General features: G+C 68.3%; 26 protein-coding genes and 1 pseudogene. 12 read left to right on the forward strand and 15 right to left on the reverse strand.

Going from position 1 to position 22,424, the window contains the following annotated elements:
* Position 1: 1 nt before the first annotated feature.
* The 8 genes from DFJ65_RS04355 to DFJ65_RS04390 form a co-directional block, all read right to left on the reverse strand.
* Entirely contained in the window at positions 2-853 is an 852-nt protein-coding gene (locus DFJ65_RS04355) for an ABC transporter ATP-binding protein (protein ID WP_425452950.1), read from the reverse strand.
* Between the two features lie 184 nt (positions 854-1,037).
* Complete coding sequence (locus tag DFJ65_RS04360) at positions 1,038-1,877, reverse strand: acyl-CoA thioesterase (RefSeq protein ID WP_211308360.1); 840 nt, start codon at positions 1,875-1,877, stop codon at positions 1,038-1,040.
* A 142-nt stretch (positions 1,878-2,019) separates the two neighbouring features.
* The gene (gene mnhG / locus DFJ65_RS04365; RefSeq protein ID WP_115921975.1) at positions 2,020-2,388 is read right to left on the reverse strand and encodes a monovalent cation/H(+) antiporter subunit G; all 369 of its coding nucleotides are present in this window, start codon (positions 2,386-2,388) and stop codon (positions 2,020-2,022) included.
* Entirely contained in the window at positions 2,385-2,726 is a 342-nt protein-coding gene (locus DFJ65_RS04370; RefSeq protein WP_170143988.1) for a monovalent cation/H+ antiporter complex subunit F, read from the reverse strand. The genes mnhG and DFJ65_RS04370 overlap by 4 nt, the downstream gene beginning before the upstream one ends.
* On the reverse strand, positions 2,723-3,307 hold the full coding sequence (locus tag DFJ65_RS04375) for a Na+/H+ antiporter subunit E (RefSeq protein WP_115921977.1): 585 nt from the start codon (positions 3,305-3,307) through the stop codon (positions 2,723-2,725). The genes DFJ65_RS04370 and DFJ65_RS04375 overlap by 4 nt, the downstream gene beginning before the upstream one ends.
* Positions 3,304-4,851, reverse strand: coding sequence for a Na+/H+ antiporter subunit D (locus DFJ65_RS04380; RefSeq protein ID WP_115921978.1), 1,548 nt, complete (start codon positions 4,849-4,851; stop codon positions 3,304-3,306). The genes DFJ65_RS04375 and DFJ65_RS04380 overlap by 4 nt, the downstream gene beginning before the upstream one ends.
* Positions 4,848-5,276 carry a Na(+)/H(+) antiporter subunit C gene (locus DFJ65_RS04385; RefSeq protein WP_115921979.1) on the reverse strand — a complete coding sequence of 143 codons (429 nt, stop codon included), beginning with the start codon at positions 5,274-5,276 and terminating at the stop codon, positions 4,848-4,850. The genes DFJ65_RS04380 and DFJ65_RS04385 overlap by 4 nt, the downstream gene beginning before the upstream one ends.
* Entirely contained in the window at positions 5,273-8,299 is a 3,027-nt protein-coding gene (locus tag DFJ65_RS04390) for a Na+/H+ antiporter subunit A (protein ID WP_245949997.1), read from the reverse strand. Before DFJ65_RS04390 ends, DFJ65_RS04385 begins: the two co-directional genes overlap by 4 nt.
* Positions 8,300-8,463: 164 nt before the next feature.
* Here DFJ65_RS04390 and DFJ65_RS18330 point away from each other — a divergent pair, with 164 nt between their 5' ends.
* On the forward strand, positions 8,464-9,933 hold the full coding sequence (locus DFJ65_RS18330) for an ABC transporter substrate-binding protein/permease (protein ID WP_115921981.1): 1,470 nt from the start codon (positions 8,464-8,466) through the stop codon (positions 9,931-9,933).
* Positions 9,934-9,979: 46 nt separating this feature from the next.
* Positions 9,980-10,762, forward strand: a complete 783-nt coding sequence (locus DFJ65_RS04400; RefSeq protein ID WP_115921982.1) for an amino acid ABC transporter ATP-binding protein — start codon at positions 9,980-9,982, stop codon at positions 10,760-10,762.
* Positions 10,763-10,983: 221 nt separating this feature from the next.
* On the opposite strand, the gene DFJ65_RS04405 is transcribed toward DFJ65_RS04400, so the two are convergent.
* Positions 10,984-11,817, reverse strand: coding sequence for a uracil-DNA glycosylase (locus tag DFJ65_RS04405; RefSeq protein WP_115921983.1), 834 nt, complete (start codon positions 11,815-11,817; stop codon positions 10,984-10,986).
* 127 nt (positions 11,818-11,944) lie between these two features.
* Between DFJ65_RS04405 and DFJ65_RS04410 the strand changes: the two genes are divergently transcribed.
* On the forward strand, positions 11,945-12,418 hold the full coding sequence (locus tag DFJ65_RS04410) for a DUF2695 domain-containing protein (protein ID WP_170143989.1): 474 nt from the start codon (positions 11,945-11,947) through the stop codon (positions 12,416-12,418).
* Between the two features lie 132 nt (positions 12,419-12,550).
* On the opposite strand, the gene DFJ65_RS17355 is transcribed toward DFJ65_RS04410, so the two are convergent.
* Both DFJ65_RS17355 and DFJ65_RS17360 read right to left on the reverse strand, forming a co-directional pair.
* Complete coding sequence (locus DFJ65_RS17355; RefSeq protein WP_170143990.1) at positions 12,551-12,688, reverse strand: hypothetical protein; 138 nt, start codon at positions 12,686-12,688, stop codon at positions 12,551-12,553.
* A 150-nt stretch (positions 12,689-12,838) separates the two neighbouring features.
* Positions 12,839-13,195 carry a hypothetical protein gene (locus DFJ65_RS17360; RefSeq protein ID WP_170143991.1) on the reverse strand — a complete coding sequence of 119 codons (357 nt, stop codon included), beginning with the start codon at positions 13,193-13,195 and terminating at the stop codon, positions 12,839-12,841.
* 27 nt (positions 13,196-13,222) lie between these two features.
* On the opposite strand from DFJ65_RS17360, the gene DFJ65_RS04420 reads away from it, so the two are divergent.
* From DFJ65_RS04420 to DFJ65_RS04445, 6 genes are all read left to right on the forward strand, one after another.
* The gene (locus DFJ65_RS04420; protein WP_115921986.1) at positions 13,223-14,179 is read left to right on the forward strand and encodes an FAD:protein FMN transferase; all 957 of its coding nucleotides are present in this window, start codon (positions 13,223-13,225) and stop codon (positions 14,177-14,179) included.
* Positions 14,179-14,745: a ferric reductase-like transmembrane domain-containing protein gene (locus DFJ65_RS04425; protein WP_115924095.1), complete on the forward strand. Its 567-nt coding sequence runs from the start codon at positions 14,179-14,181 to the stop codon at positions 14,743-14,745. The genes DFJ65_RS04420 and DFJ65_RS04425 overlap by 1 nt, the downstream gene beginning before the upstream one ends.
* The gene (locus DFJ65_RS04430; protein WP_115924096.1) at positions 14,742-15,812 is read left to right on the forward strand and encodes an NADH-ubiquinone oxidoreductase-F iron-sulfur binding region domain-containing protein; all 1,071 of its coding nucleotides are present in this window, start codon (positions 14,742-14,744) and stop codon (positions 15,810-15,812) included. The genes DFJ65_RS04425 and DFJ65_RS04430 overlap by 4 nt, the downstream gene beginning before the upstream one ends.
* Entirely contained in the window at positions 15,809-16,003 is a 195-nt protein-coding gene (locus DFJ65_RS04435; protein WP_115921987.1) for a ferredoxin, read from the forward strand. Before DFJ65_RS04430 ends, DFJ65_RS04435 begins: the two co-directional genes overlap by 4 nt.
* 99 nt (positions 16,004-16,102) lie before the next feature.
* On the forward strand, positions 16,103-16,351 hold the full coding sequence (locus tag DFJ65_RS04440) for a type II toxin-antitoxin system Phd/YefM family antitoxin (protein ID WP_115924097.1): 249 nt from the start codon (positions 16,103-16,105) through the stop codon (positions 16,349-16,351).
* Positions 16,348-16,737 carry a type II toxin-antitoxin system VapC family toxin gene (locus DFJ65_RS04445; RefSeq protein ID WP_115921988.1) on the forward strand — a complete coding sequence of 130 codons (390 nt, stop codon included), beginning with the start codon at positions 16,348-16,350 and terminating at the stop codon, positions 16,735-16,737. Before DFJ65_RS04440 ends, DFJ65_RS04445 begins: the two co-directional genes overlap by 4 nt.
* Positions 16,738-16,809: 72 nt before the next feature.
* Here DFJ65_RS04445 and DFJ65_RS04450 read toward each other — a convergent pair whose 3' ends face one another.
* The 3 genes and pseudogenes from DFJ65_RS04450 to DFJ65_RS04460 all read right to left on the reverse strand — a co-directional run.
* Complete coding sequence (locus DFJ65_RS04450; protein WP_115921989.1) at positions 16,810-17,019, reverse strand: hypothetical protein; 210 nt, start codon at positions 17,017-17,019, stop codon at positions 16,810-16,812.
* 170 nt (positions 17,020-17,189) lie between these two features.
* Positions 17,190-18,755, reverse strand: a complete 1,566-nt coding sequence (locus DFJ65_RS04455; RefSeq protein ID WP_115921990.1) for a long-chain-fatty-acid--CoA ligase — start codon at positions 18,753-18,755, stop codon at positions 17,190-17,192.
* 115 nt (positions 18,756-18,870) lie between these two features.
* Positions 18,871-18,999, reverse strand: a pseudogene (locus DFJ65_RS04460) (formyltransferase family protein); the annotation flags it as partial.
* Positions 19,000-19,464: 465 nt separating this feature from the next.
* Between DFJ65_RS04460 and DFJ65_RS04465 the strand changes: the two are divergent.
* Positions 19,465-19,887: a cupin domain-containing protein gene (locus tag DFJ65_RS04465; RefSeq protein ID WP_115921991.1), complete on the forward strand. Its 423-nt coding sequence runs from the start codon at positions 19,465-19,467 to the stop codon at positions 19,885-19,887.
* A gap of 143 nt (positions 19,888-20,030) precedes the next feature.
* On the opposite strand, the gene DFJ65_RS04470 is transcribed toward DFJ65_RS04465, so the two are convergent.
* Positions 20,031-20,786: a hypothetical protein gene (locus DFJ65_RS04470; protein ID WP_115921992.1), complete on the reverse strand. Its 756-nt coding sequence runs from the start codon at positions 20,784-20,786 to the stop codon at positions 20,031-20,033.
* 10 nt (positions 20,787-20,796) lie between these two features.
* Here DFJ65_RS04470 and DFJ65_RS04475 point away from each other — a divergent pair, with 10 nt between their 5' ends.
* Positions 20,797-21,129 carry a hypothetical protein gene (locus tag DFJ65_RS04475; protein WP_115921993.1) on the forward strand — a complete coding sequence of 111 codons (333 nt, stop codon included), beginning with the start codon at positions 20,797-20,799 and terminating at the stop codon, positions 21,127-21,129.
* Positions 21,126-22,409, forward strand: a complete 1,284-nt coding sequence (locus tag DFJ65_RS04480; protein ID WP_211308361.1) for a glutaminase — start codon at positions 21,126-21,128, stop codon at positions 22,407-22,409. Before DFJ65_RS04475 ends, DFJ65_RS04480 begins: the two co-directional genes overlap by 4 nt.
* Positions 22,410-22,424: the final 15 nt, after the last annotated feature.

A 22,424-nucleotide genomic window follows, 5' to 3' on the forward strand; every position in this document is an offset into this window, starting at 1 on the left:
GTCAGCGCTCCTCGGTCTGACCGGCGCCGCCGTCGAGCTGCTTCATGTACTCATAGATGTCGTCGGCCGACAGTCCGCGCTGGTCGGACACGATGCGTCCGTCGGCGAGGAACACCACGCGGTCGGCGTACGACGCGGCGCGCGGGTCGTGGGTGACGATCACGACGGTCTGACCGAAGTCGTCGACCGACGCGCGCAGGATCGACAGCACCTCGGCCGACGACTTGGAGTCGAGGTTTCCGGTCGGCTCGTCACCGAAGATGATCTCCGGCTTGCCGACGAGCGCGCGGGCGCAGGCGACACGCTGCACCTGTCCGCCGGAGAGTTCGCTCGGCCGGTGCGACAACCGGTCGGTCAGCCCGAGCCGTTCGGTGACCATCGCGAACCACTCCTGGTCGACCGCCTTGCCGGCGATGTCGAGGGGCAGGGTGATGTTCTCCTTCGCGGTGAGCGTCGGCACCAGGTTGAACGACTGGAAGACGAAGCCGATGCGGTCGCGCCGCAGCTTGGTCATCGCGGCGTCCTTCAGCTTCGACAGGTCGGTCTCACCGATGAGCACGCGTCCGCTGGTGGCGACGTCGAGGCCGGCCAGACAGTGCATCAGCGTCGACTTGCCCGAGCCGGAAGGCCCCATGATCGCCGTGAACTGGCCGCGGTCGAAACCGACCCAGACGTCCCGCAGCGCGTGCACGGTGGCTTGGCCGGTGCCGTAGGTCTTGACGAGGTGCTGCGCGATGGCCGCCTGCGGCGCGGCGCCGGTGGGCGCGGCCGCGGCAGCAAGGTCGCCGTTGCGGTTCGTGGTTGGGTCCGTGCTTTGGTCAGTGGTCTGGACGCTGGACGGGTCGATGGACACGATGTTGCCTCTCGGTCGTTGCCCCGCGGCGACCGGACGACCGGTTGTCGTCCGTGTTCGCCCGCCCCCGAGGCCTTGATTTCCGCGGTCCAGCATTCCACCGCGAGGTGACATCGCGCAGTCCAGTTACCCCGAGGATCCGCGTTCTGGTTGTCCGACCGGAGTCGGTGGGGTGCGCCGCCGCTCAGGCCTTGAAGTAGACCAACTGGTGGCTGGTGGCGAGCAGACGGCCGTCCTGCGACCAGAGTTCGCCGGTCTGGTCGAAGTATCCGCGACCGAAGCGCCGAGAGAACGCGGTGCCGAGCAGGTGCTCTGTGCCGTGCGCGGCCACCTCGGACGCGTCGGCCAGGAAGTGCACCGTGAGGGTCACGGTGCCGGCCGGCACGAACCCGCCGCGCCGCCGGAACGCGCGCGGGTAGAAGCAGTCGGCCATCGCGGTCAGCGCGGCGTGGTCGAGCGGACGGGCGGGTTGGTCACGCACCCACAGGGTGCTGCGCGAGTCGTCGGCCGACCCGTCGGCCTCGGTCGGAAGTCCGCCGCTGACGTACCGCAGGTCGTAGGCCGACACCCAGTTGATGCCGGGCAGGCCGGGGTAGCGCTCGAAGTTCTCCGGGCCGTCGGCCTCCGGCCGTGTCGCCTCGACGTCCGTCCAGGTGTCGCGGCGGACGCCGGTGAGCATGGTGCCGGTGGTGAGCACCTCATCGCCCTGCCGCAGTTCCAGCGTCCAGTGCCGGTTGCTGTTGTTGGTGCGCACCGGCTCGGCGCGCACCTCGAACTCGCCGTCCTCGATCGGCCCGGCGAAGTTCACCGTGAGCGCCAGCGGCTCGCCCAGCACGTCGGGGTGCAGCTGCACCGCACGCAGCAGCGTGGCCGCGGTGACTCCGCCGAACGGGCCGACCATGTTCCAGTAGTCGGCGGTGGTTCGGCCGCGCCACACCCCGGGCTCGGTGGGCGTGAGTTCGAGAGCGCGGTCGAGCGGGTGGATGTCGGTGGTCGGTGCAGTCGGTGCGGTCGAATCGGTCACGGCGTCATCGTAGGTAGCCGGTGAGACGCGCCGGCACGGTGGCGTCGCAGCACAGGACACTCACGCGAGCGGCGTCTGTGACATTGTGCACAAGGTGAAGGTGCCCTACGACATCCTGCACTACCTGGAGTGAGCCGACGAGCTAGTTGTCGTCGGGGGTCTGCGCGAAGCCCGACTCGGCGAGGTCGTCAGCCAACTCGTCGACCACGAGGTGTTCGCGGTCGATCAGACCCGACCGGTAGGCGCTGCGGCTGACGATGGTGCCGGCCACCGGTGCGGTGAACAACTGCATCAACAGGATCAGCAGGCAGATGCAGACGGCGTACCAGGTGCGCAGTGACACCGCGATGCCGAGCGTGATCGCAAGTACACCGAGCACCTGCGGTTTGGTGATGCCGTGCAACTTGCTCAGCAGATCGGGGAAGCGCACCAGTGTGACGGCGGCGCCGAGGCAGAGCATCGCGCCCAGCAGCAACAGCAGGGCACCGAGCAGGTCGAGCACGTCGGTCATGACAGGTCTCCGGTTCCGGCTTCGCCCGACTCCGGGTCACGGTGCGACTGAGCGAAATTGCGTCGGCTGACGACCCGGTCGGCGACCATCCGGGAGACCGCGACGGCGCTGGTGAAACCCAACATCGACAGCAGCAGCAGGATGTTGATCTCGGTGCTCTGATCGGAGTAGGCGGTCCACAACCCGACGGCCGCGATGACGACGGCGACCGCCAGGTCGGCGGCGGCACTGCGGTCGAGTTGGCTCGGGCCGTGGGCGATGCGGGAGACGGCGATCAGCCCCGCGACGAACAGCAGCACTCCGGCGATGCCCATCAGCACGTGGGCGGCGGTGGTCATTCCTCCATCTCCCATTCGTCGGTGCGGGCACTGTCGGGTGGCAGCTGTACGCAGGCGGCCTCGAAGGCCTCACGCTCCTGCGCGGTGCCGAACGCGCGCAGCACCCGCCGCTCGGTCTCGAGCACCAACTGTCGGATGTCGTCGATGGCGTGCTCACCCTCGAGGTCGAGCACGTGCAGGTAGAGCCGGCGCGGCGAACGCATGATCTCGACCACGACGGTGCCGGGCACCAGCGAGATGAGTTCGGCGACCTGCACCTGGTAGAGGTCGTTGTCGGAGAACAACTCGGTGCGCACGATGCCCGACCGCAGTTTCACCTCGCGGGCCCAGGTCAGCTTCATCACCTTCCACGACGACACCACCAGGTCGTGCACCAAACGCCAGCCGAGCACCGCCGTCCCGGCCAGGTGGGGGCGCCCCGACAGGTGCACCGGCGGCAGCGGGAACACGATCGTGATCAGCCAGCCGAGCAGCGTGCCGCCGACGAACGCGACCGGCGAGAACGACCCCCACAGCAGCATCCAGACCAGTGCCATCGTGAGCACCGCGGCGGGGCGGAAGGCGAATCGTGACCTGTTCATCGGCGCCCCGCATTCAGGACGGCGTCGACGTAGGCGGTGCTGTGCAGGCTGGCCGCGGCGCGCTCGGCGTAGGAGTAGAGCGGGCCGGCGAACACGGTGAACGAGAGACCGAAGGCGACCAGGAGCGCGGCGGCGCCCACCATCAGCGGGGGCATCGGACGGCGGTCGTCGACGACCGCTTCGACCTCGTCCTCGGGCACCTCGGTCAGCTCGGCGGGCAGCTTCTCCGGCGGCACACCCCAGAACGCGCGCCCCCACACCTTCGCCATCGCCATCAGCGTCAGCAGGCTGGTGACGATGCCGCCGACGACCACGAGCCAGGCGAGTGGGGTGCCGAGTTCGGCACCGCCGTGCATCAGGCCGAGCTTGCCGATGAACCCCGAGAACGGTGGGATGCCGGCGAGGTTCATCGCCGGGATGAAGAACAGCACGGCGAGCACCGGCGACAGCTTCGCCAGCCCACCGAGGCTGTCGAGCGAACTCGAACCGCCGCGGCGTTCGATGAGACCGGTGACCAGGAAGAGCGTGGCCTGGATGGTGATGTGGTGCGCGGTGTAGAAGATCGTCGCCGCCATACCGGCCTGGTTCGCGACCGCGATGCCCAGAATCATGTAGCCGAGGTGGCTGACCAGGGTGAACGAGAGCATTCGCTTGATCTCGTTCTGGGCGACCGCGCCGAGGATGCCGATCACCATCGTCAACAGTGACGCGATCAGCAGCAGATTGGTGAGGTGTTGCCCGGGGAACAGCAGCGTCTGGGTGCGGATGATCGCGTAGACACCGACCTTGGTGAGCAACCCGGCGAACACCGCGGTGACCGGTGCGGGCGCCGTGGGGTAGGAGTCGGGCAGCCACGCCGACAGCGGGAAGACCGCCGCCTTGATCGAGAAGGTGACCAGCAACAGCACCTGCAGCAGCAGTTGCACCGACGGGTCGAGTTCGGCGAGACGTCCGGCCAGTTGCGCCATGTTGACCGTGCCGGTGGCGGCGTAGATCGACGCCAACGAGATGAGGAACAGCGACGACGACAGCAGGCTCACCATGACGTACGTCGTCCCGGCGCGGATGCGGTCGGCGGTGCCGCCCAGGGTGAGCAGCACGTAGGAGGCGAACAGCAGGATCTCGAACCCGACGAACAGGTTGAACAGGTCCCCGGCCAGGAAGGCGTTGGAGACGCCGGCGATCAGCAGCAGGAAGGTGGGGTGGTAGATCGAGACGGGTGTCTCGCGGCGCACCTCGTCCTGGTCCTGCCCGGTGGAGAACACCAGCACCGCCAGGGCGATGACGGCCGCGACGAACAGCATCAGCGAACTGAGCCGGTCGGCGACCAGCGCGATGCCCAGCGGCGCGGGCCAGTCACCGACCCACAGGGCGAGCGGGCCCACCCGGTCGGTGTGGTACATCAGCACCGCCGCGACGGTGATGACCCCGCCCAGGCACAGGATCGACACCGCTCGCTGCAAACGCGGACGGCGGGGGAGGGCGAGGGCCACACCGGCACCGAAGATGGTGAGCAGGACGGGCACGGGGAGCAGGTTGTTCATTCGCTCACCACGTCCTCGCCGCTGTCGGAGAAGGTGGTCTCCTCGTAGGAGTCGGACGCCTCGTCGGCCTCGGCCAGCGCGCGGATGCGGGCGTCCTCGACGTCGTCGGCGGTCTCGTCGTGGCCGTGCAGCTGGAAGCTGCGGTAGGCCATCGCCAGCACGAAGGCCGACACCGCCAAGGTGATCACGATGGCCGTCAGCACCATTGCCTGGGGCAGTGGATCGGCGGTGGAGTCACGCGAGAACATCCCGATGATCGGCGGCTTGCCGGCCGGACCGGCGGCATTGAGGAAGAGCAGGTTGACCCCGTTGCTGCAGATCACGACCCCGATGAGGATGCGGGTGAGTGATCGCTCGAGCAGCAGGTAGACGCCGCAGGCGACCATGAGTCCGGCGGCGACCGAGAGGGTGAGGTTGGCGCTCATCGCGGCGGGCCCCCTCGCTCGGGTCGCTGGTCGGGTCGCTGGTCGGTTCGTGGATCGGGGCGGTGCGTCGGGCGGGTGTGCAGGTGCCGGTCGTGACCGCCGGGGATGGCCCGGGTCGACGCGCTGATCGGCAGCGGCGCGAGGTCTTCCTTGGCGTGCACGTCGATGCCGGAGCCGAGGCTGCGGGCGAGGTCGAGGGCCATGCCGACGACGATCAGGTAGACGCCGATGTCGAACACCGTCGACGACACCAGGTGCAGGTCGCCGAGCATCGGCCAGTCGGCGCCCCACGGGGTGTGCCACACGTCGGGGCCCGGGATGCTCACCTTCAGGTCGTAGCTCTCCAGCACCTTGCCACCGAACAGCACCGGCGCGATCGCCGAAGCGATGGCGACGAACAGGCCGGCGCCCAGCAGCCGTCCGGCGTCGAACGGTGCGGCCTCGTCGAGTTCGTGGCGACCGGCGGCGAGGTAGCGGATCATCAGCGCCATGCCGGCGACCAGGCCACCGGCGAACCCGCCGCCGGGCAGGTTGTGGCCGGCGAGCAGCAGGTAGATCGATGTGATGATGAGCGAGCCGAACAGCAGCCGGGTGATTACCTCGAACACCAGCGAGCGGGTGCGCGGCGAGAGAGTCTGGCCGCCACGCAGCCAGACGCCGGGGTGGTGGTCGTCCTTGTGGTCGTCGTCGTGCTGCTCCATCGCCTCCGCGGTGCGGGTGACGTCGGTGGTGCGCGAGCGCAGGAAGATGAGCGAGGCGACGCCGGTGGCCGCGATGACGAGCACGGAGATCTCGCCGAAGGTGTCCCACGCGCGCATGTCGACGAGCGCGACGTTGACGATGTTCTTGCCGTAGCCGAATTCGTAGGCGAGGTCGTACCAGCGCTCGCTCACCGGGGTAGCCGTGCGCGAACCGCCCGCCACCAGCGCCACGAGCGTCACGGTGGTGCCGACCAGCAGCGCCACCAGCACCCGCCACCAGCGGGTCGAGCTCAACGGACGGTTGGTGAAGTAGCGCGGCAGTTTGCGGATGACCAGCACGAAGATGACGAGGCTGATCGTCTCGACGAGCACCTGGGTGAGCGCGAGGTCGGGTGCGCCCGCCACCACGAACATCAGCGAGAGGCTGTAACCGGTGACACCGGTGAGCAGCACCGCGCGCAACCGTCCGCGGGAGGTGGCGGCGAGGAAGGCCGCCCACACCATGACGACCGCGATCGAGACCTGCACCCAGTGGTCGAACAGCCGTACGTCGGGCCAGTGCTGCACGCGCACCAGCGCGAACAACGCCATGCACACGAACACGACCAGGATCGTGCCGAGGTAGATCGACAGCGAACCGCGCTGGGTGCGGGCGGTCGACTCGACGGCCAAGCGGTCGATGCCGCGCATCGAGCGGTGGTAGAGCTCCTCCGCGGTAGTGGTGCGCGGGAAGGTGGCCTGCACCGCGGCGATGCGTTTGCGGGCCATGAACAGGCCGACGCCCGAGGCCACCGCCACCACCGACATCGCCAGCGGCCAGCCGAGTCCGTGCCACAGGGCCAACCCGTGGCTCTCCTTGCCGGTGTCGATCGACTCGGCGTAGGGCGCAAGCAGGTCGGTCAGCGGGTGGCCGAGGAACCCGCCGACCAGCCCGGCGAGCCCGAGCAGGGCCGGCGCGAGCACCATGCCGACGGCCGGACGGTGCCAGTTGAGTTCGGGTGCGCCCTCCTTCTGCGCGAACGCGCCCCACCACCAGCGCAGGCTGTAGGCGACGGTGAGCGCCGAACCGAACACCAGCGCGAACGCGACGACGCCGGCGGCGAGCGGCGAGATCGACGGTGGCTCACCGGTGACCAGGTTGGTGACCGACTCGAAGGCCGACTCCTTGGTGACGAAGCCGAGCAGCGGCGGGAAACCGGCCATCGACAGCGCAGCCAGGCCACCGATCACGGCCAGCCACGGCACGCGGTAGCCCACCCCGCCCAGCTCGTGCAGGTTTCGGGTGCCGGCGCTGTGGTCGATGATGCCGACGCACATGAACAGGGTCGACTTGAACAGCGCGTGCGCGATGACCATGCCGAGGCCGGCGAGCGCGGCCGACCGAGTGCCGACGCCGACCAGCAGCACCATGAACCCGAGTTGGCTCACGGTGCCGTAGGCGAGCAGCAGTTTGAGGTCGCTCTGGCGTAGCGCCCGCCACCCTCCGACCAACATGGTGGCGGTGCCGAGCACCAGCACGGCAGGCCGCCAGAACGGGGTGTCGGCGAAGGACGGCGCGAGCACCGCCACGAGGTAGACGCCGGCCTTCACCATTGCCGCGGCGTGCAGGTAGGCCGAGATCGGGGTGGGGGCAGCCATCGCGCCGGGCAGCCAGAAGTGGAACGGGATGAGCGCCGACTTGCTCAGCGCGCCGACCAACAGCAGCAGCACCGCGACGGTGACGATCGTGCCTTCGGGCGGCGCCGCGACGATCTGGCTGAGTGAGTAGGTGCCGGCCTCGTGGCCGAGCGCGACGATGCCGATGAGCATCGCGAGGCCACCGGTCGTGGTCACCAGCAGCGCGGTGTTGGCGGCGCCTCGGTTGGCCCGGCGGGTGGGGTCGTGGGCGATGAGCAGGTAGGAGAAGACCGAGGTCAGCTCCCAGAAGACGTACATCAGCACCAGGTCGTCGGCAGTGACGAGACCGAGCATGGTGCCGGCGAAGATCGTCAGGATCGAGCCGCTGCGCATCGGCATCTCGCCGTCGAAGTACCACCGGCAGTAGACCAGCACGAGCGTGCCGATCCAGCAGACGACCATCGCCAGCAGCCACTGCACCAGCCCGACGTGGAGGTCGAGATTGACCCCGAGCGAGGGGATCCAGGAGTACTGCGTGTCGTAGGTGCTGCCGCTGGTGATCGTCGGCGCCAGCTGCACCAGCCAGACGCCGGACAGCAGCGGAACCAGGGCCAACGCGAAGAAGGCACGGGAGCCGAGCAGGCGGGCCAGGATCGGGGTCGACGCACCCGCCACCGCATGCGCGGCAATGAGTACGTAGAGCACGCCAGGCGTCCTTCCGTCTGGTGGCAAAAAGGGGAGTGCGTCCATTTTACAGACGGCACCGACAGCCGGCTCGGGTGCGCGGACGGTGCGGTGTGTGCTGGGCGCTCGGGGCGCGGTCGGTGCTGGATCGCCTCACGGACCGAACCGGCGTATAACTGGACCTCATGCGTTCCATCACCGCGCGTGCGCTTGCCGGGCTCGCCGCCGTCCTGGTTGCCTTCACTGCCTTGTTCGGGGCGGGCGGCAGCGCGATGGCCGCACCGGTGGCCTCGGCTGCTCGGTCGGTCGCACCGGCCATGGCGCTTCCGAAGGTGCTGAAGGTCGGCACCGAGGGCGTCTACCCGCCGTTCAGCTACCACCAGGGCGGTCAGCTCACCGGCTACGACGTGGAGTTCATGAAGGCGCTGGGCAACAAGCTCGGTGTCGAGATCCAGTTCGTCGAAGTGCCGTGGGACTCCATGTTCGCGGCGCTCACCTCCGGCCGCGTTGACGTAGTGGCCAACCAGGTCACCAAGAACCCCGAGCGGGCCGGCCTCTACGACCTGTCCGACCCGTACATCGACACCACCGGTGTCGTGCTGGTCGCCGAGAACAACACCACGATCAAGTCGCTCGCCGACCTCAAGGGCAAGCGGGCCGGGCAGAACCTCACCAGCAACTGGGCCGACACCGCCAAGAAGGCCGGCGCGCAGATCGTCGGCGTCGACAGCATGGACAAAGCGATCCAGAACCTGCGCCAGGGCAGCGTCGACGTCGTCGTCAACGACAAGCTCGCCGTCCGTAACTTCCTGGCGACCACCTCCAACCCGGGCGTGAAGATCGTCGCCGAGACCGACGACCGCTCCGAGTCGGTGCTGGCCGCGCGTAAGAACTCCGGGTTCATGCCGGAGCTCAATCAGGGCATCGCGCAGCTGAAGGCCGACGGCACCTCGCAGCGGCTCTACGACAAGTACTTCGACCCCAAAGCCGAGCCGATCACCGACTGGAAGATGATCCGCGACAACGCCTGGCCGATGGCCTGGGCAGCCATCAAGGTGACGATCCCGCTGACGATCATCAGCTTCGTCATCGGCCTGATCATCGCGCTCGGCGTCGCCGTCGCACGCATGTCGACCAACCCGTTGGCGTTCCTGCCGGCGCGGCTGTTCATCTCGGTGTTCCGCGGCATCCCGGTGCTCGTGCTGCTGTTGCTCATCTACTTCGGTCTGCCGCAGTTCGGGTGGACACTCGCGCCGTTCACGGCCGCCGTCATCGGGTTCTCGCTCAACGTCGCCGGCTACGGCGCCGAGATCATCCGCGCGGCGATCCAGTCGGTGCCGCGCGGGCAGTGGGAAGCGGCCCGCACCATCGGCATGGACTACCGCACCACCCTGCGCCGACTGATCATCCCGCAGGCCGCGCGCACCGCCGTCCCGCCGCTGTCGAACACGCTCATCGACCTGGTGAAGTCGACCTCGCTGGCGTCGTCGATCCTCGTCGTCGAGTTGCTGCGGCAGGCGCAGATCGCCGCCGCGCCGACCTTCAAGTTCTTCACGCTCTACGGGCTCGCGGCGATCTACTACTGGCTGATCAGCGTCGCGTTGTCGTTCGCCCAAGCGCGCATCGAGCGGCGGGTCAGCAGGTTCGTGGCATGAGCCCGGTTCGCATCCTGATCAGTTCGCAACTCGTGGAAGGCCAGGCATGACAGACCTGCTCGAGGTGACCAACCTCCGCAAGGCGTTCGGCGACCACCGGGTGATCGAGGACATCTCGTTCTCGGTGCCCGAGGGCAGCGTCACCGTGATCCTCGGACCCTCCGGCTCGGGCAAGACGACCCTGCTGCGCTCGCTCAACGGACTCGAACTGCCCGACTCGGGCGACGTGCGCATCGGTGAGGTGTCGGTCGACTTCGCCCAGGTGCGCCCCAACAAGCGCGGACGGCTGCCGTCCGACCAACGGGCCAAGATGGCCGCACTCACCGCCCGCAGCGCCATGGTGTTCCAGTCGTACAACCTGTTCCCCAACCGCACCGCACTGCAGAACGTCACCGAGGGTCCGACCGTCGTGCAGGGCGTGCCCGCCGATCAGGCTCGCCAGGACGCCGTCGAGCTGCTCACCAAGGTGGGGCTGGCCGACCACGTCGACAAGTACCCCTACCAACTGTCCGGTGGTCAGCAGCAGCGCGTCGGCATCGCCCGGGCGCTCGCGCTGAAGCCCCAGCTCGTGCTGTTCGACGAGCCCACGTCGGCCCTCGACCCGGAGCTCGTCGGCGACGTGCTGAGGGTGATCCGCGACCTCGCGGCCGAGGGCTGGTCGATGGTGATCGTCACGCACGAGGTGAAGTTCGCGGCGCAGGTGGCCGACCAGGTGTTGTTCATCGACGGCGGTGTCGTGGTCGAGCAGGGTCCGCCGGCCGAGGTGATCTCCAACCCGCAGAACCCGCGTACCCAGGACTTCCTGCGCCGCATTCTCGAACCGATCTAGCGGCTCCTTGGCCGTCCGCCCGCACGCCTCCTTCGTCGCCTGGCGGGCGAGGCGTCCCGCCGCTGTGAGCCTTCCAGTGCGGTCACCTCGGGTGACACCACCGGCAGTGTTCACAGGGCGCACCAAGTCGCGTCAGACGCGAGTTACTCCGGCGTATCGAGCCCAACCGACGAGTAAGTCGCGCCTGGCGCGAGTTGGTGCGGGGGCTACTGGCCAGACAGCTACTGGTCGGACGGCTCGAGCAGTGCGATCGCAGCGTCGAGCATCCGCTCGGTGAGTTTGCCGGTGAAGGTGTTCTGCTGGCTCACGTGGTAACTCCCGACCAGACGCACCTCGCGGGTTTCGTTGCGTAGCAACGCAATCGCTCCATGACCGAACTTCGGCTTGGGTCGTGGCACCTCCCAGCCGAGGCGCCGGGCGGCGGCAAGAGCCGAGTCCCAGCCGATCGAGCCGAGCGCCAGGATCGACCGCAGGTGCGGTTGCGCGAACTGCAGATCGCGGTCGAGCCAGGGCGCGCAGGTGCGCTTCTCCTGCGTGGTCGGTTTGTTGTCGGGCGGCGCGCATCGCACGGCGGCGACGATGCGCAGGTCGGTGAGTTCGAGTCCGTCGCCGGCGTGCAGCGACGACGCCTGGTTGGCATAGCCGGCCCGGTGGAACGCCGCGTACAACCAGTCACCAGAACGGTCGCCGGTGAACATGCGTCCGGTGCGGTTGGCGCCGTTGGCCGCGGGTGCGAGGCCGACGACCAGGACGCGTCCGTGCGGGTCGCCGAACCCGGGGCCGGGGCGGCCCCAGTAGGGCTGATCGGCGAAGGATGCCCGTTTCTTCTGCGCGACCTCCTCGCGCCAGTCGACGAGTCGCGGGCAGGCGCGGCAGACCGAGATGCGGGCGTCGAGCTCGCCGAGATCGCCTGCGCCGGAGGCCAACTCGCTCACCTCGTCGGCAGAGCGGGCGACCGGGGTGTCGGCGTCGGCCGGGTCACCGGGCCAGCCGGTGCCGGGTGGCACCGGAGACGCGAAGAGTTGTCCGGTGATCGGGTGTGGGAGTTCGGGCATGCGGCCATTGTGTCGACTCGCGTCGGCCGGCATCGGCCTTCCACACCCTGCACTCGACTATCGCGTTGTCCACCGGGTGATCGGGCGGCGCGGCGGACGTCGGGGTGCCGGTGGTCTGCTCGCCGGCATGACGAACGACGAGATCCTGGATGACGCCGAACTGTTTCTCGCCCGGACATCGCTGCGGCTGATCGGCCCGCTGCCGGGGGAGTGCCTGGTCTGTTACCTGGCCCGCATGCTCGGCGAATGGGGTTGCCGAGGGCCGCGATTCATCGACCACTACCGCGACACCGTCGCGCCCAGAGCCACGGCGCTGCGCGAGCGGCTCTCCCGGATGGGTGCGTGCTGCTGCGACTGCGAGGTGTTCCTCAACGTGTACGAACTGCGGCGCGAACCGCCGCCGATCGGAGGGATCGAGCGCATCCTCATGGAGTTCGACGAAGACCTCGACCCCGACGAGTTCGGCGATGGGTTCGACGACGAGTTCGGCGACGACCCGACATCTTCGGGCGGCGAGCGGCCGCCCTGTCAGGGGGTGCGGCGCGGATCGACCCAGCCCTGCGCGAACTGGCAGCGGCAGTACCGGGCGCGGTACTGGTGACGTCGCGCCCGCGAGCATCACGAGGCATGGAGCGTCGTGGTGAAAGGGCACGCGCCGACGGTCACCAAGTTGTACGAGGTGCTGGAGGCGCCCAAGCAACCTCTGGTGCCGTGGCACGAGGGGTTGCAAGCCCTACTCCCTGCGGATCGAACCCGAGGTCATCACCGCGCGCCGGTTCGTGGTGGGCGAGGCGGCCCGTCCGTAGAGAATCCCTGCGACCACCAGCACGCGCTGGGTGGTGGGGCTGAGATCGGACCAGTTCTTCTTCATGTTCGTAATCTGCTCGCCGATCGCGAATTGCACCATTTGTTCGCGTTCAGCGAGCGGCTCGCGCTACGAGACGACTGGCGAATCGTCACAAGAGGCTCACAGCTTCGTCCTGTCTGCCGGAGAAGCTGGCCTCGCATCCTGGGTTCACCTTCACCGATACCAGGAGAAAAAGATGTCAAAGACATCCCCAGTGATGCAGCGTTCGCGGCTGCTCGGCGTCGGCGTGCTCGCCGCCGGCGTCGTTGCCGTCGGCGGCATCGGAGCCGACCTCGCCCACCAGGCGACTGCGGCGTCCGGCACGAGCACGAGCACAAGCACGACCTCGACGTCATCCCCGACGTCCTCGAGTTCCAGCAGCTCGTCCACCCCGTCGAGCAGTTCGAGCACGTCGAGCCTCAGCTCGAGTTCGTCATCGAGTTCCACCTCGTCGTCCGACTCCACGTCCCAGAGTTGGGGCACCGCGAACAACGTCTCGAGCGCCGGCACCGGGACGTCCAGCGGCAGCACCAACGCCTCCTGAACGAGGCGACCGGAATGAACACGACGATCGATGCGGGAGCCCGGACCACGTCGGTGCAACTGCGCGCCATCGGGTGCGACCACCGCGTGACGGCGGCCGGCGAGGTCGACCCCGACCTGCTGCGCTCGACGCTGTCGACGCGGCTCGCCGAACTCGACCTGGCTGTCTCCAGGTTCCGCGCCGACAGCGAACTGAGCCGGTTCAACCGGCTCAGCCGGGAGGCGTACGCGGACGGGTTCGTCAGCGTGCGGATGCCGGTCGGCACCGTCTTCGAACAGGCGATGCGGGCGGCGCTGCGCACTGCCCGCCTGACCGGCGGACTCGTCGTGCCGCACCTGGCCACGCAGCTGGCCGCCGCGGGGTACGACGACGACCTCGACATCGTGCGGCGCCGCTGTGACCACGCGGAGGTCGGCGCGACGTCCGGGACGTCGCCGGTCGGCCCGCTGCCGCAGGTGGACGACGTGCGGCACGAGATCGTCGCAGCCGCCGGCACCGAACTCGACCTCGGCAGCAGTGCCAAGGCGTGGTGCGCCGACGAACTGGCCGCCGATCTCGCCGACGAACTCGGCACCGGCGTGCTGGTCAGCCTCGGTGGCGACATCGCAACCGCGGGCCCGCCTCCGGACGGCGGCTGGGCCGTCGACGTCGAGGACTGGAACAGCGTTGTGGTGCAGCGCATCTCGGTCACGCAGGCGGTGACGACCAGTTCGACGATGGTGCGTCGCTGGACCCGTGGCGGCCAGGAGCAGCACCACATCATCGACCCCCGCACCGCGCGTCCGGCCCGAACCCCGTGGGGTCAGATCAGTGCCGCCGCACCCGATGCGGTGCAGGCCAACGCGGCGACCACTGCCGCCGTGATCCTCGGCGACGACGCTCCGGTGTGGCTCGAGGAACGCGGTGTGCCGGCCCGGCTGCAGGCCCGCGACGGACGCTGCGTGCACACGGGCGGATGGGCGGCGGCGTGATGAGTTCTCCATGGCTCTGGTACCTCAGCCGCGCCACCGGCGTGGTGAGCATGCTGCTGCTGACGGTGGTGGTGCTGCTCGGCCTCTACACCGGCTCCGGACGCGTGCGTCACGCCGCGACCAATGCCACGGTGATGGTGGTACACCGCATCCTGGCGCTCGGCATGAGCGTCTTCCTGCTCGCCCATATCGTCACCGCGGTCGTCGACTCCTACGTCGACGTTGGGTGGTGGTCGACCGTGCTCCCGTTCACCAGCGGATACGAGACGTTGTGGGTCGGCTTCGGCACGATCGCCTTCGACCTGCTGCTCGCGATCGTCGTGACGTCGATCTTCCGGCACCGGCTGCCCGAGCGGGCGTGGAAGGCCGTCCACCTCACCACCTACGTCATGACCCCGATCGCCCTGGTGCACGGCCTCAACATGGGCACCGCGAGCGAACAGGTCTTCACCTATCTGACGGCGGGTTGCGCTCTGGTGCTCGTGGTCGGCGCGCTGCTTCGCGTCGGCGTCGCATCGATCGACACCCGTCGCCGACAAACCATCGCAGCACAGGAGTGGTCATGAGTCAGTTCGAACCGATCGAAGACGCCGGCCTGGTCGGACGCGGCGGTGCCGGGTTCCCGGCGGTGCTCAAGGCGAAACTCGCCCGGCAGAACGATGCCGAGCTGATCGTCAACGCCTGCGACGGCGAGCTGGGCGCGCACAAGGACGAGTACGTCGTGGCGCATCACCTTCCCGAGCTGATGCGGGCTGCCGAGGGGATCAGTTCGCAGATCACCATTGCGGCACACCGTGATTCGCGCACGGCGGCGCTCGTGAGCCGAGCAGGGCTGCCCCTGCTCGAGGTGCCCGACAGGTACGTGTCGTCGGAGGAGCGTTCGCTGGTCTCGCTGCTGCACGGCGGCTTCGCCCGGCCTCTGCCGCGCACCCGCCGGCCGGTGCACGGCGCCGTCGATGCCCGCGGCAACCGGTTGCGGCCCACGGTGGTCTTCAACGCCGAGACCCTCTGGCGCATCGACCAGATCGCGGAACGAGGTGTCGCGTGGTTCCGTTCCTACGGCACGCCCGAAGCGCCCGGTCCGCGACTGGTGACGCTCGGCGACGGCGTCCGCCGGCCCGGCGTCTACGAGGCTGCGGCCGGGATGCGGATCCGCGATGTGCTCGACCTCGGTGGAGGAGCAACCGGCCGCAGTGCCGCCGTCGCAATCTCCGGACTGAGCGGGGGCTTTCTCGCCGCCGGGCTCGTCGACGACGGAATTCGTTGGGACGCAGGGGATCTCGCTCCGTACGAGTTGCGACTCGGCTCGGGCGTGTTCGACACGGTGCCGTCGGGGCCGCAGGCGTGGGAACACGTCCGCCGGGTCGTTGCGTACGCCGCGGGTGAATCGGCCGGCCAGTGCGGGCCGTGCATGTTCGGTCTACCCGCCGTGGCGGCCGACCTCGACCTCTTGGTAGACGGACGCGGCGACGACCGGGTGCTCGAACGACTGGAGCGCCGGCTCGGACTGCTGCCCGGCCGCGGCGCCTGCGCCCACCCCGACGCAGTGAGCGGCTACGTCCGGTCGGCCTTGCGCGTCTTCGGACACCACCTGCCCGTCCGCACCCGACACCTGGAGAAGGTTCCAGCATGAACCGGCAACCGATCGACATCGACCGCATCGCTTGCAAGGGCCACGGCATCTGTGCGGCTCTCGCACCACACGCGATCGAACTCGACGAGTGGGGTTATCCGATCGTCCGCGACGGGCTCGACCCGCGCGAGGCGAACGACGTGGTCACCCACTGCCCGGTGCGGGCGGTGCTGGCCGCGCAGCGCAACTGAGAAGTCAACCCGCCTGCGTGGCCACCGCTCCACCCGACCCGGTGCTCGCCGACGTCGGCGAAGAGGCTGATGTGCTACGCAGAGCTACACTTGCTGAGTATGCGCACCATCAGCCAGCGGGAACTGCGAAATGACAACGCCGCGGTCGTCCGGGGGGTCGCCGACGGTGAGTCCTACATCATCACTCGCCATGGCGTCCCGGTAGCCCGGCTCGTCCCCGTCGGAAGCCATTCCGACTTGCGGATCGACCGTCCGGCCAAGAAACGCGTGAAGTACGCCGACCGGAAAAGGGTGATCGGGCCAACTCCGAGCGGGGAGGTTCTCGATGACCTGCGGGGTGACCGTTGAGCCGCTGGTACGTAGACACGTCCGCGGCGTTGAAGTTGTTGATCGATGAGGCCGAGTCGGCGCCGCTTGCGGAGTACATCGACGCAGCGGAGCCAGTTCTTGCAGGCTGCTGGCTACTCGAGACAGAGCTGCGGCGGGCAGTCCTGCGGGTGCCGGGGTTGAGCCAGTCGGCGGTCACCGAGTTCCTGGACGGGATCGACCTGTATGAGGTGCCGGCCTCGGTGTTCCGAGAGGCAGGGCTGTTGCCCGGGGTGCACCTCAGATCGTTGGACGCGTTGCATCTCGCCGTTGCGGTACGAATCGGTGTTGATCACGTGCTGACCTACGACCATCGAATGGCGCAGGCCGCCCGCAGCCTCGGTCTCAATGTGCTGGCACCCAGCTGAGGGCGCCCACTGACTGCAGCCACTGACTGCACAGTGCGACACCGCCCGCGGGCCGCGCCGGACAGCTCAGGCTCAGCGCAATCGATCCCGCCGGGCGAGGTGCCTGCCCCGCCAGACCAACTGCATGATGCCGACCGCGATGAGCGCTAGGTACGCCATGCCGGCCCAGTCGTGTTCGGTCACCTCGGTGGTGGCGCCGACCAGGAACCCGGCAGCCAGCACGCATCCGACCGCGAGGATTGCCCGCCACGTGTTGGAACCGAATCCGAGGAAGTCGCTCATGGCCAGATTCTTCCGCTGCCGGGGTCGCGGACACGGTGACGAGCCTGTGAATGGGCCATGTCATTCGGCCCATTCGGCCCATTCGGCGTCCAGTGGTGGATCGTCGGGGTCCTGACCCCGACGATCCACCATCCTGCGTGCTCCCGGAGCGCGTCCGGAAGAACGCCGAGTCAGCTCGCCGTGTCGGCGTCCTGGGTGCGCAATGTCGCCTTCACGATCTTGCCGCCGGCATTGCGCGGCAGGCCGTCGGTGGTGACGAGGTCTTTCGGCATCTTGTAGGTGGCGAGCTTGCCGTCGAGGTGACTGCGCAGTTGGTCGATGGTGAGTTCGTCGCCGGGGCGCACGGTCACGTAGGCAACCGGCACCTGGCCCCACTTGTCGTCGGGGCGTCCGATGACGGCCACCTCCAGCACGGACGGGATCTCGGAGATGGCGTTCTCGACCTCGGCGCAGTAGATGTTCTCGCCGCCGCTGATGATCATGTCCTTCTTGCGGTCGACGACCCAGACGAAGCCTTCCTCGTCCTGTCTCACCAGGTCGCCGGAGTGGAACCAGCCGCCGGCGAACGCGTCTTCGGTCTCGGCCGGCTTGTTCCAGTAGCCCTTCGTGACCGTCGGGCCGCGGTAGACGATCTCGCCGACCTCGCCCTGCGCCACGTCGTTCATCAGCGCGTCGACCACGCGGTACTGCAGTGTCGGGATCGGCCGCCCGACCGACCCCTGCTTACGCAGCGACTCCTCGCCGCGCAACACGCAGGTGATCGGCGAGGTCTCGGTCTGACCGAAGACGGCGACGTTGAGGGCGTCGGGGAAGGCGTCGGCCATAGCCCGCAAGGTGCGGTCGCTGGCCGGCGCGGCGCCCCAGCTGATGATGCGCAGTTTGAGGTCGCGCTCGTGCACTCGAGGCTCGGCGCAGATGAGGTCCCACTGCTGGGGCACGTTGAAAACGACTGTCGCGCCTTCACTTTCGTAGGCGTCGAGCACCTCGGTGGCGTTGAACGCGCCGAGCGGGTGCACCACGAACGGTATGCCGGTGAGCAGGTTCGCCACGATCGAACCGAGCGAGGCGATGTGGAAGAACGGTGCGGTGATGAACCCCATGTCCGACTCGTCGTGCATGCCGAACGCGCGGATGACGGTGACCGCCTGCGCCTGCAGGTTCTGGTGGGAGAGCATCGCGCCCTTGGGACGTCCGGTCGTGCCCGACGTGTACATGATCAACGCGGTCTCGTCCTCGGCCACGTCGACGATCTCGGCCGGTTCGTGCGCGGCGACGAACTGCGCGTAGTCGAGGTCCGACTCCTGCCCGGCACCCTCCGGAGCCTCGCCGAAGACGATCACCGTGGCGACGTCGGCCAACGCCGGCACCGCGCGCAGCAGCGGCAGCAACATGGCATCGACGAAGATCGCGCTCGGTGTCGAGTCACGCAGGATGTAGTCGACCTCGGGCGGTGACAGCCGGAAGTTGATCGGCACGGCGATGGCGCCCGCGCTGTTGATCGCCAGCAGAGCCTCGACGAACGAGGGGTGGTTGAGCGCAAGCATCGCCACCCGATCACCCTTGGTCACGCCGCGTTCGGCAAGACCGGCGGCGCCCTGCAACGAACGCTGCGACAACTGCGCCCAGGTCGTCGTCTCCCCGCGGAACCGCATGGCGGGGTTGTCCGGTTGCATCTGCGCGTGGGTGGCGGTGTGGGTCATCCAGGTGTTGCGGAACGTCCAGGCGGGGGCTGACATCGGTTCTCCTCGCGGGGCAGTGACTCAAGTCACATACAGTATGTCTGTGGAACCTCGGCTGTGTCTCAGTTCAAACCGGACCCGCACGAACGCCGCGCGCCCGAAGGGACGGCGCCACCTCCTGCACCTGCTGGGAGATGATCGGCCCCTCGTCGAGGTCGGCGGTGACGTAGTGGGCCGTCGCGCCGACGGTCTTCACGCCGCGCTCCCACGCCTGGTGGTAGGGCTTGGCCCCCTTGAAGCTCAGACCGCGTCGCTACGGTCTGTCGACGGTCAGGACGTACGAGGCATCCATCGGGCCCTCCTCAACATTCGATCCAGGATTCGATGACGTTGACGGCGAGACCACCGCGCGAGGTCTCCTTGTACTTGCTCCTCATATTCTTGCCGGTCTGTGACACTCGTCGACGACCCGCGCTGCAAGCAGCTGATGACCGACTTTCAGACCACCTACCCGCAGGTATGCGTCGAGGACATCGGGGAAGGGCCGTCTGCTTGATCCGGGGTGGGGCGCTGAGCCCGCGCTGCGGGCGCTGCAGGGCTGGTCCCGGGCTGTGGGCGCCGCTGCCAGGGATGTTTTCCTCCCCTGCACAGCTCGGATACCAAGCAGCACTATGGAAAGCGGACGACTGCCCGGACCCAACCACGGGTCGGCGCTTCGCGGCCCGATCGCACCGATGACAGCAGACGACAAAATTGAGGAGATGGCTTGAGCGACAACGGATTCGACCAGATCTTCCCGCTCGGCGAGAAGAACGACGCCTACGCGCAGTACTGCATCGGACAGAGCTACCTCGCCCCGCTGACCGACGGCGACGCACCGGTCAGCAACGTGACCTTCAAGCCCGGGTGCCGCAACAACTGGCACATCCACCGCGGCACCGAGGGTGGCGGCGACCAGATCCTGATGTGCACCGCGGGCAGCGGTTGGTACCAGGCCGAGGGCGAGGAGCCGATCAGCATGGAGCCGGGCACCAGCGTCCGCGTGCCGGCCGGCACCAAGCACTGGCACGGGGCGAAGGCCGACTCGTGGTTCTCGCACCTCGCGTTCGTGACGCCGGGCGGCGAGATCAGCAACGAGTGGCTCGAGCCGGTCAGCGACGAGGTCTACGGCAAGCTGCCGAAGAACTGAGCGACCGAACTTCTGACGCTGCGGCTGCCGCGCCCGCACCGCGTCGACGACGCCGCGTTCTACGCGAAGTACGGCAGCGGATCGCCGACCCAGGGCATCACCAACGCGCGGTCGAAGCCGACCACGATGCGCATCGAGCCGCGCTAAGCCAGCGGCAGCCCGGAGTCGACGCGGCACGCGCGGTCGTGTGCGTCGATGACCGCGAGCTCGTCGCCGCTCGGCATCGGGCCGAAGGTCTCGATCAGCCGGCAGACGGCGTACGGCGCGCTCGCCTTCTCGTAACGCACAAGCCAATCGGGTTGCGGCGCAAAGGCGTTGTGGTCGACCGGCTGCCCGGGAGCGACCCAGTCGTGGGCCGCGGCCCACATGCCGCAGCGCCAGGGCTTGGGTGTCAGCCGCGCCCGGTAGCTCGCGTAGTTGGCCGAGAGCGCGACGTACAGGGGGTCTGATCCGAACTGCTCGAGCAGCGTCCGCGACTCGTGCGAGCCGGCCGGCAGGTCGACTCCGGTGACGATGACGCGCAGACCTGCGCTGGTGCGGTAGGCCCGCACTCCGGCGGAGGGATTGGTGGCGGCGAAGGCACGCACCGGCGCGAGTGCCTCGAGGGCGGGGTCGGGTGGGGGAGGAGCCGACTGTTTGCGTCCGAAGAGGCGACCGAGCACGGACGTGCCGGCCGCCCTCGGCCCCCGAACCTCGGGGAGGTCGATGTCGGCGATGAACAGGCTCGGGCTGTTGAGCACCAGTGCGCCGTAACGGTTGCGGGTGACCAGTGCGTCGGCACCGACCTGCCGGACGATGTTCTCCCGCAACGGTGTTCGCGGGTAGTACCAGTTCGGGCCGTGCTCCTTCGTGCAGCGTTGCGATTCCTGCGCAGGACCGCACGGCCGTCCGGCAGTCACGAATCACGACGTGTCGGTGTCGGTGTCGTGGGCGCACGCGCGCGGCTTCTCGGTAGCAGCGGCCTGCCGAGGCGACAAACTGGGCGTCGACATCGACCTCCTCGATCCGGACCTCCTCGTGCCCGACGTGGGCGTCACCGGACGAGCGTTCGTGCGAGCCGAGGCCCTGGTCAAGGCGGGTGCGTTCGATCTCGACGTGGTGCTGGAGCTTGCGCGTCACCGTGAGTTGGGGTGGCCGGGTGATCGGCGGGATGTCTATGGGCTCGTCGTCGAGGACGTCCCGACCGGTTTCGACAGGGTCATCGCCGCTGTCGCCTGGCGGCGTCCTACGGTTGGTTCGTGAAGACACCGGTGTCGGATTTTCTCGAGGAGATCCTGAGTTCCTGCGCGCATGAGACCAGTGGCGCGCTGGCCGACTACATTCCAGAACTTGCCAACGTCGACCCCGATCAGCTTGCGGTCGCAGTGTGCACGACCAACGGCAGCCTCTACTGCGCGGGTGACGCTGACAACGCCTTCACGATCCAATCGATCTCGAAGGCGTTCGTCTATGCACTCGCGCTGCAGGAGCACGGAGTGGACGCGGTCGTGAAACGCGTCGGGGTCGAACCCAGCGGTGAGCCTTTCAACGAACTGTCGCTCGAGGCCGGCTCAGGTCGTCCGCTCAACCCGATGATCAACGCGGGCGCGCTCACCTGTCACGCGCTCATCGGTGGCCTCGACTGCGACCCGGACGAGCGTTTCGAGAAGGTGCGACAAGGGCTGTCGGCCTTCGCCGACCGTGAGCTGGACGTGGACGAAGCGGTGTTCGAATCGGAGCTGGCGGACGCCTATCGCAACAACGCCATCGCAAACATGCTGCGCTCCTACGGGGTGATCGACGGCGACCCGGCCGATGTGGTCCGCGGCTACACCCGGCAGTGTTCGCTACGGGTGACCACCCGCGACCTCGCCCGCATGGCCGCGACGCTGGCATACGGGGGAGTGCAGCCCGCCACCGGCGAACGCGTGGTCGACACCGACGTGGTGCGCCAGGTGCTCAGCGTGATGATGACCTGCGGCATGTACGACGCGGCCGGCGACTGGATGACCAGTTGCGGCTTCCCGGCCAAGAGCGGGGTCAGCGGTGGGATTATGGGCGCGCTCTCCGGTCAGGTCGGGCTTGCGACCTTCTCGCCACGACTGGACGATCATGGCAACAGCGTTCGTGGAATCACTCTGTGCCGCAGACTTTCTCGCGACATGGGTCTGCACATCATGGACAGCCCTGAAGAGTCGCAGTCGGCAGTGCGTCGCGACCGTCGAATGCGTACGAGCGATGGACATCTGGTACGGATCCTGAGCCTTCAGGGCGAATTGCGTTTCAGTGGAGCCGAATTGGTGCTGCGCGAGATCGCCGAGGATGACACCGATCTCGAACGTCTCGTTCTCGACCTGCGCCGGGTGTCCTCGGTCGACCGCGTTGCCGGGGTGATGATCGCCGAGGGACTGCGACGGGTGCAGCAGGAGGGGTGTCGCGTCGTCCTTGTCGACCCGGACGGTGTGCTGAAGGTTCCGGCCGAGCACCCTGCGCCGGAGCGGGTCGAGCACCTCGACGAGTACCGAGAACTCCCCCGGGTCTGACCGCGGTCCCGCCCC

Origin of the sequence: Calidifontibacter indicus (assembly GCF_003386865.1) — a bacterium.
Taxonomy (GTDB): Bacteria; Actinomycetota; Actinomycetes; order Actinomycetales; family Dermatophilaceae; genus Yimella; species Yimella indica.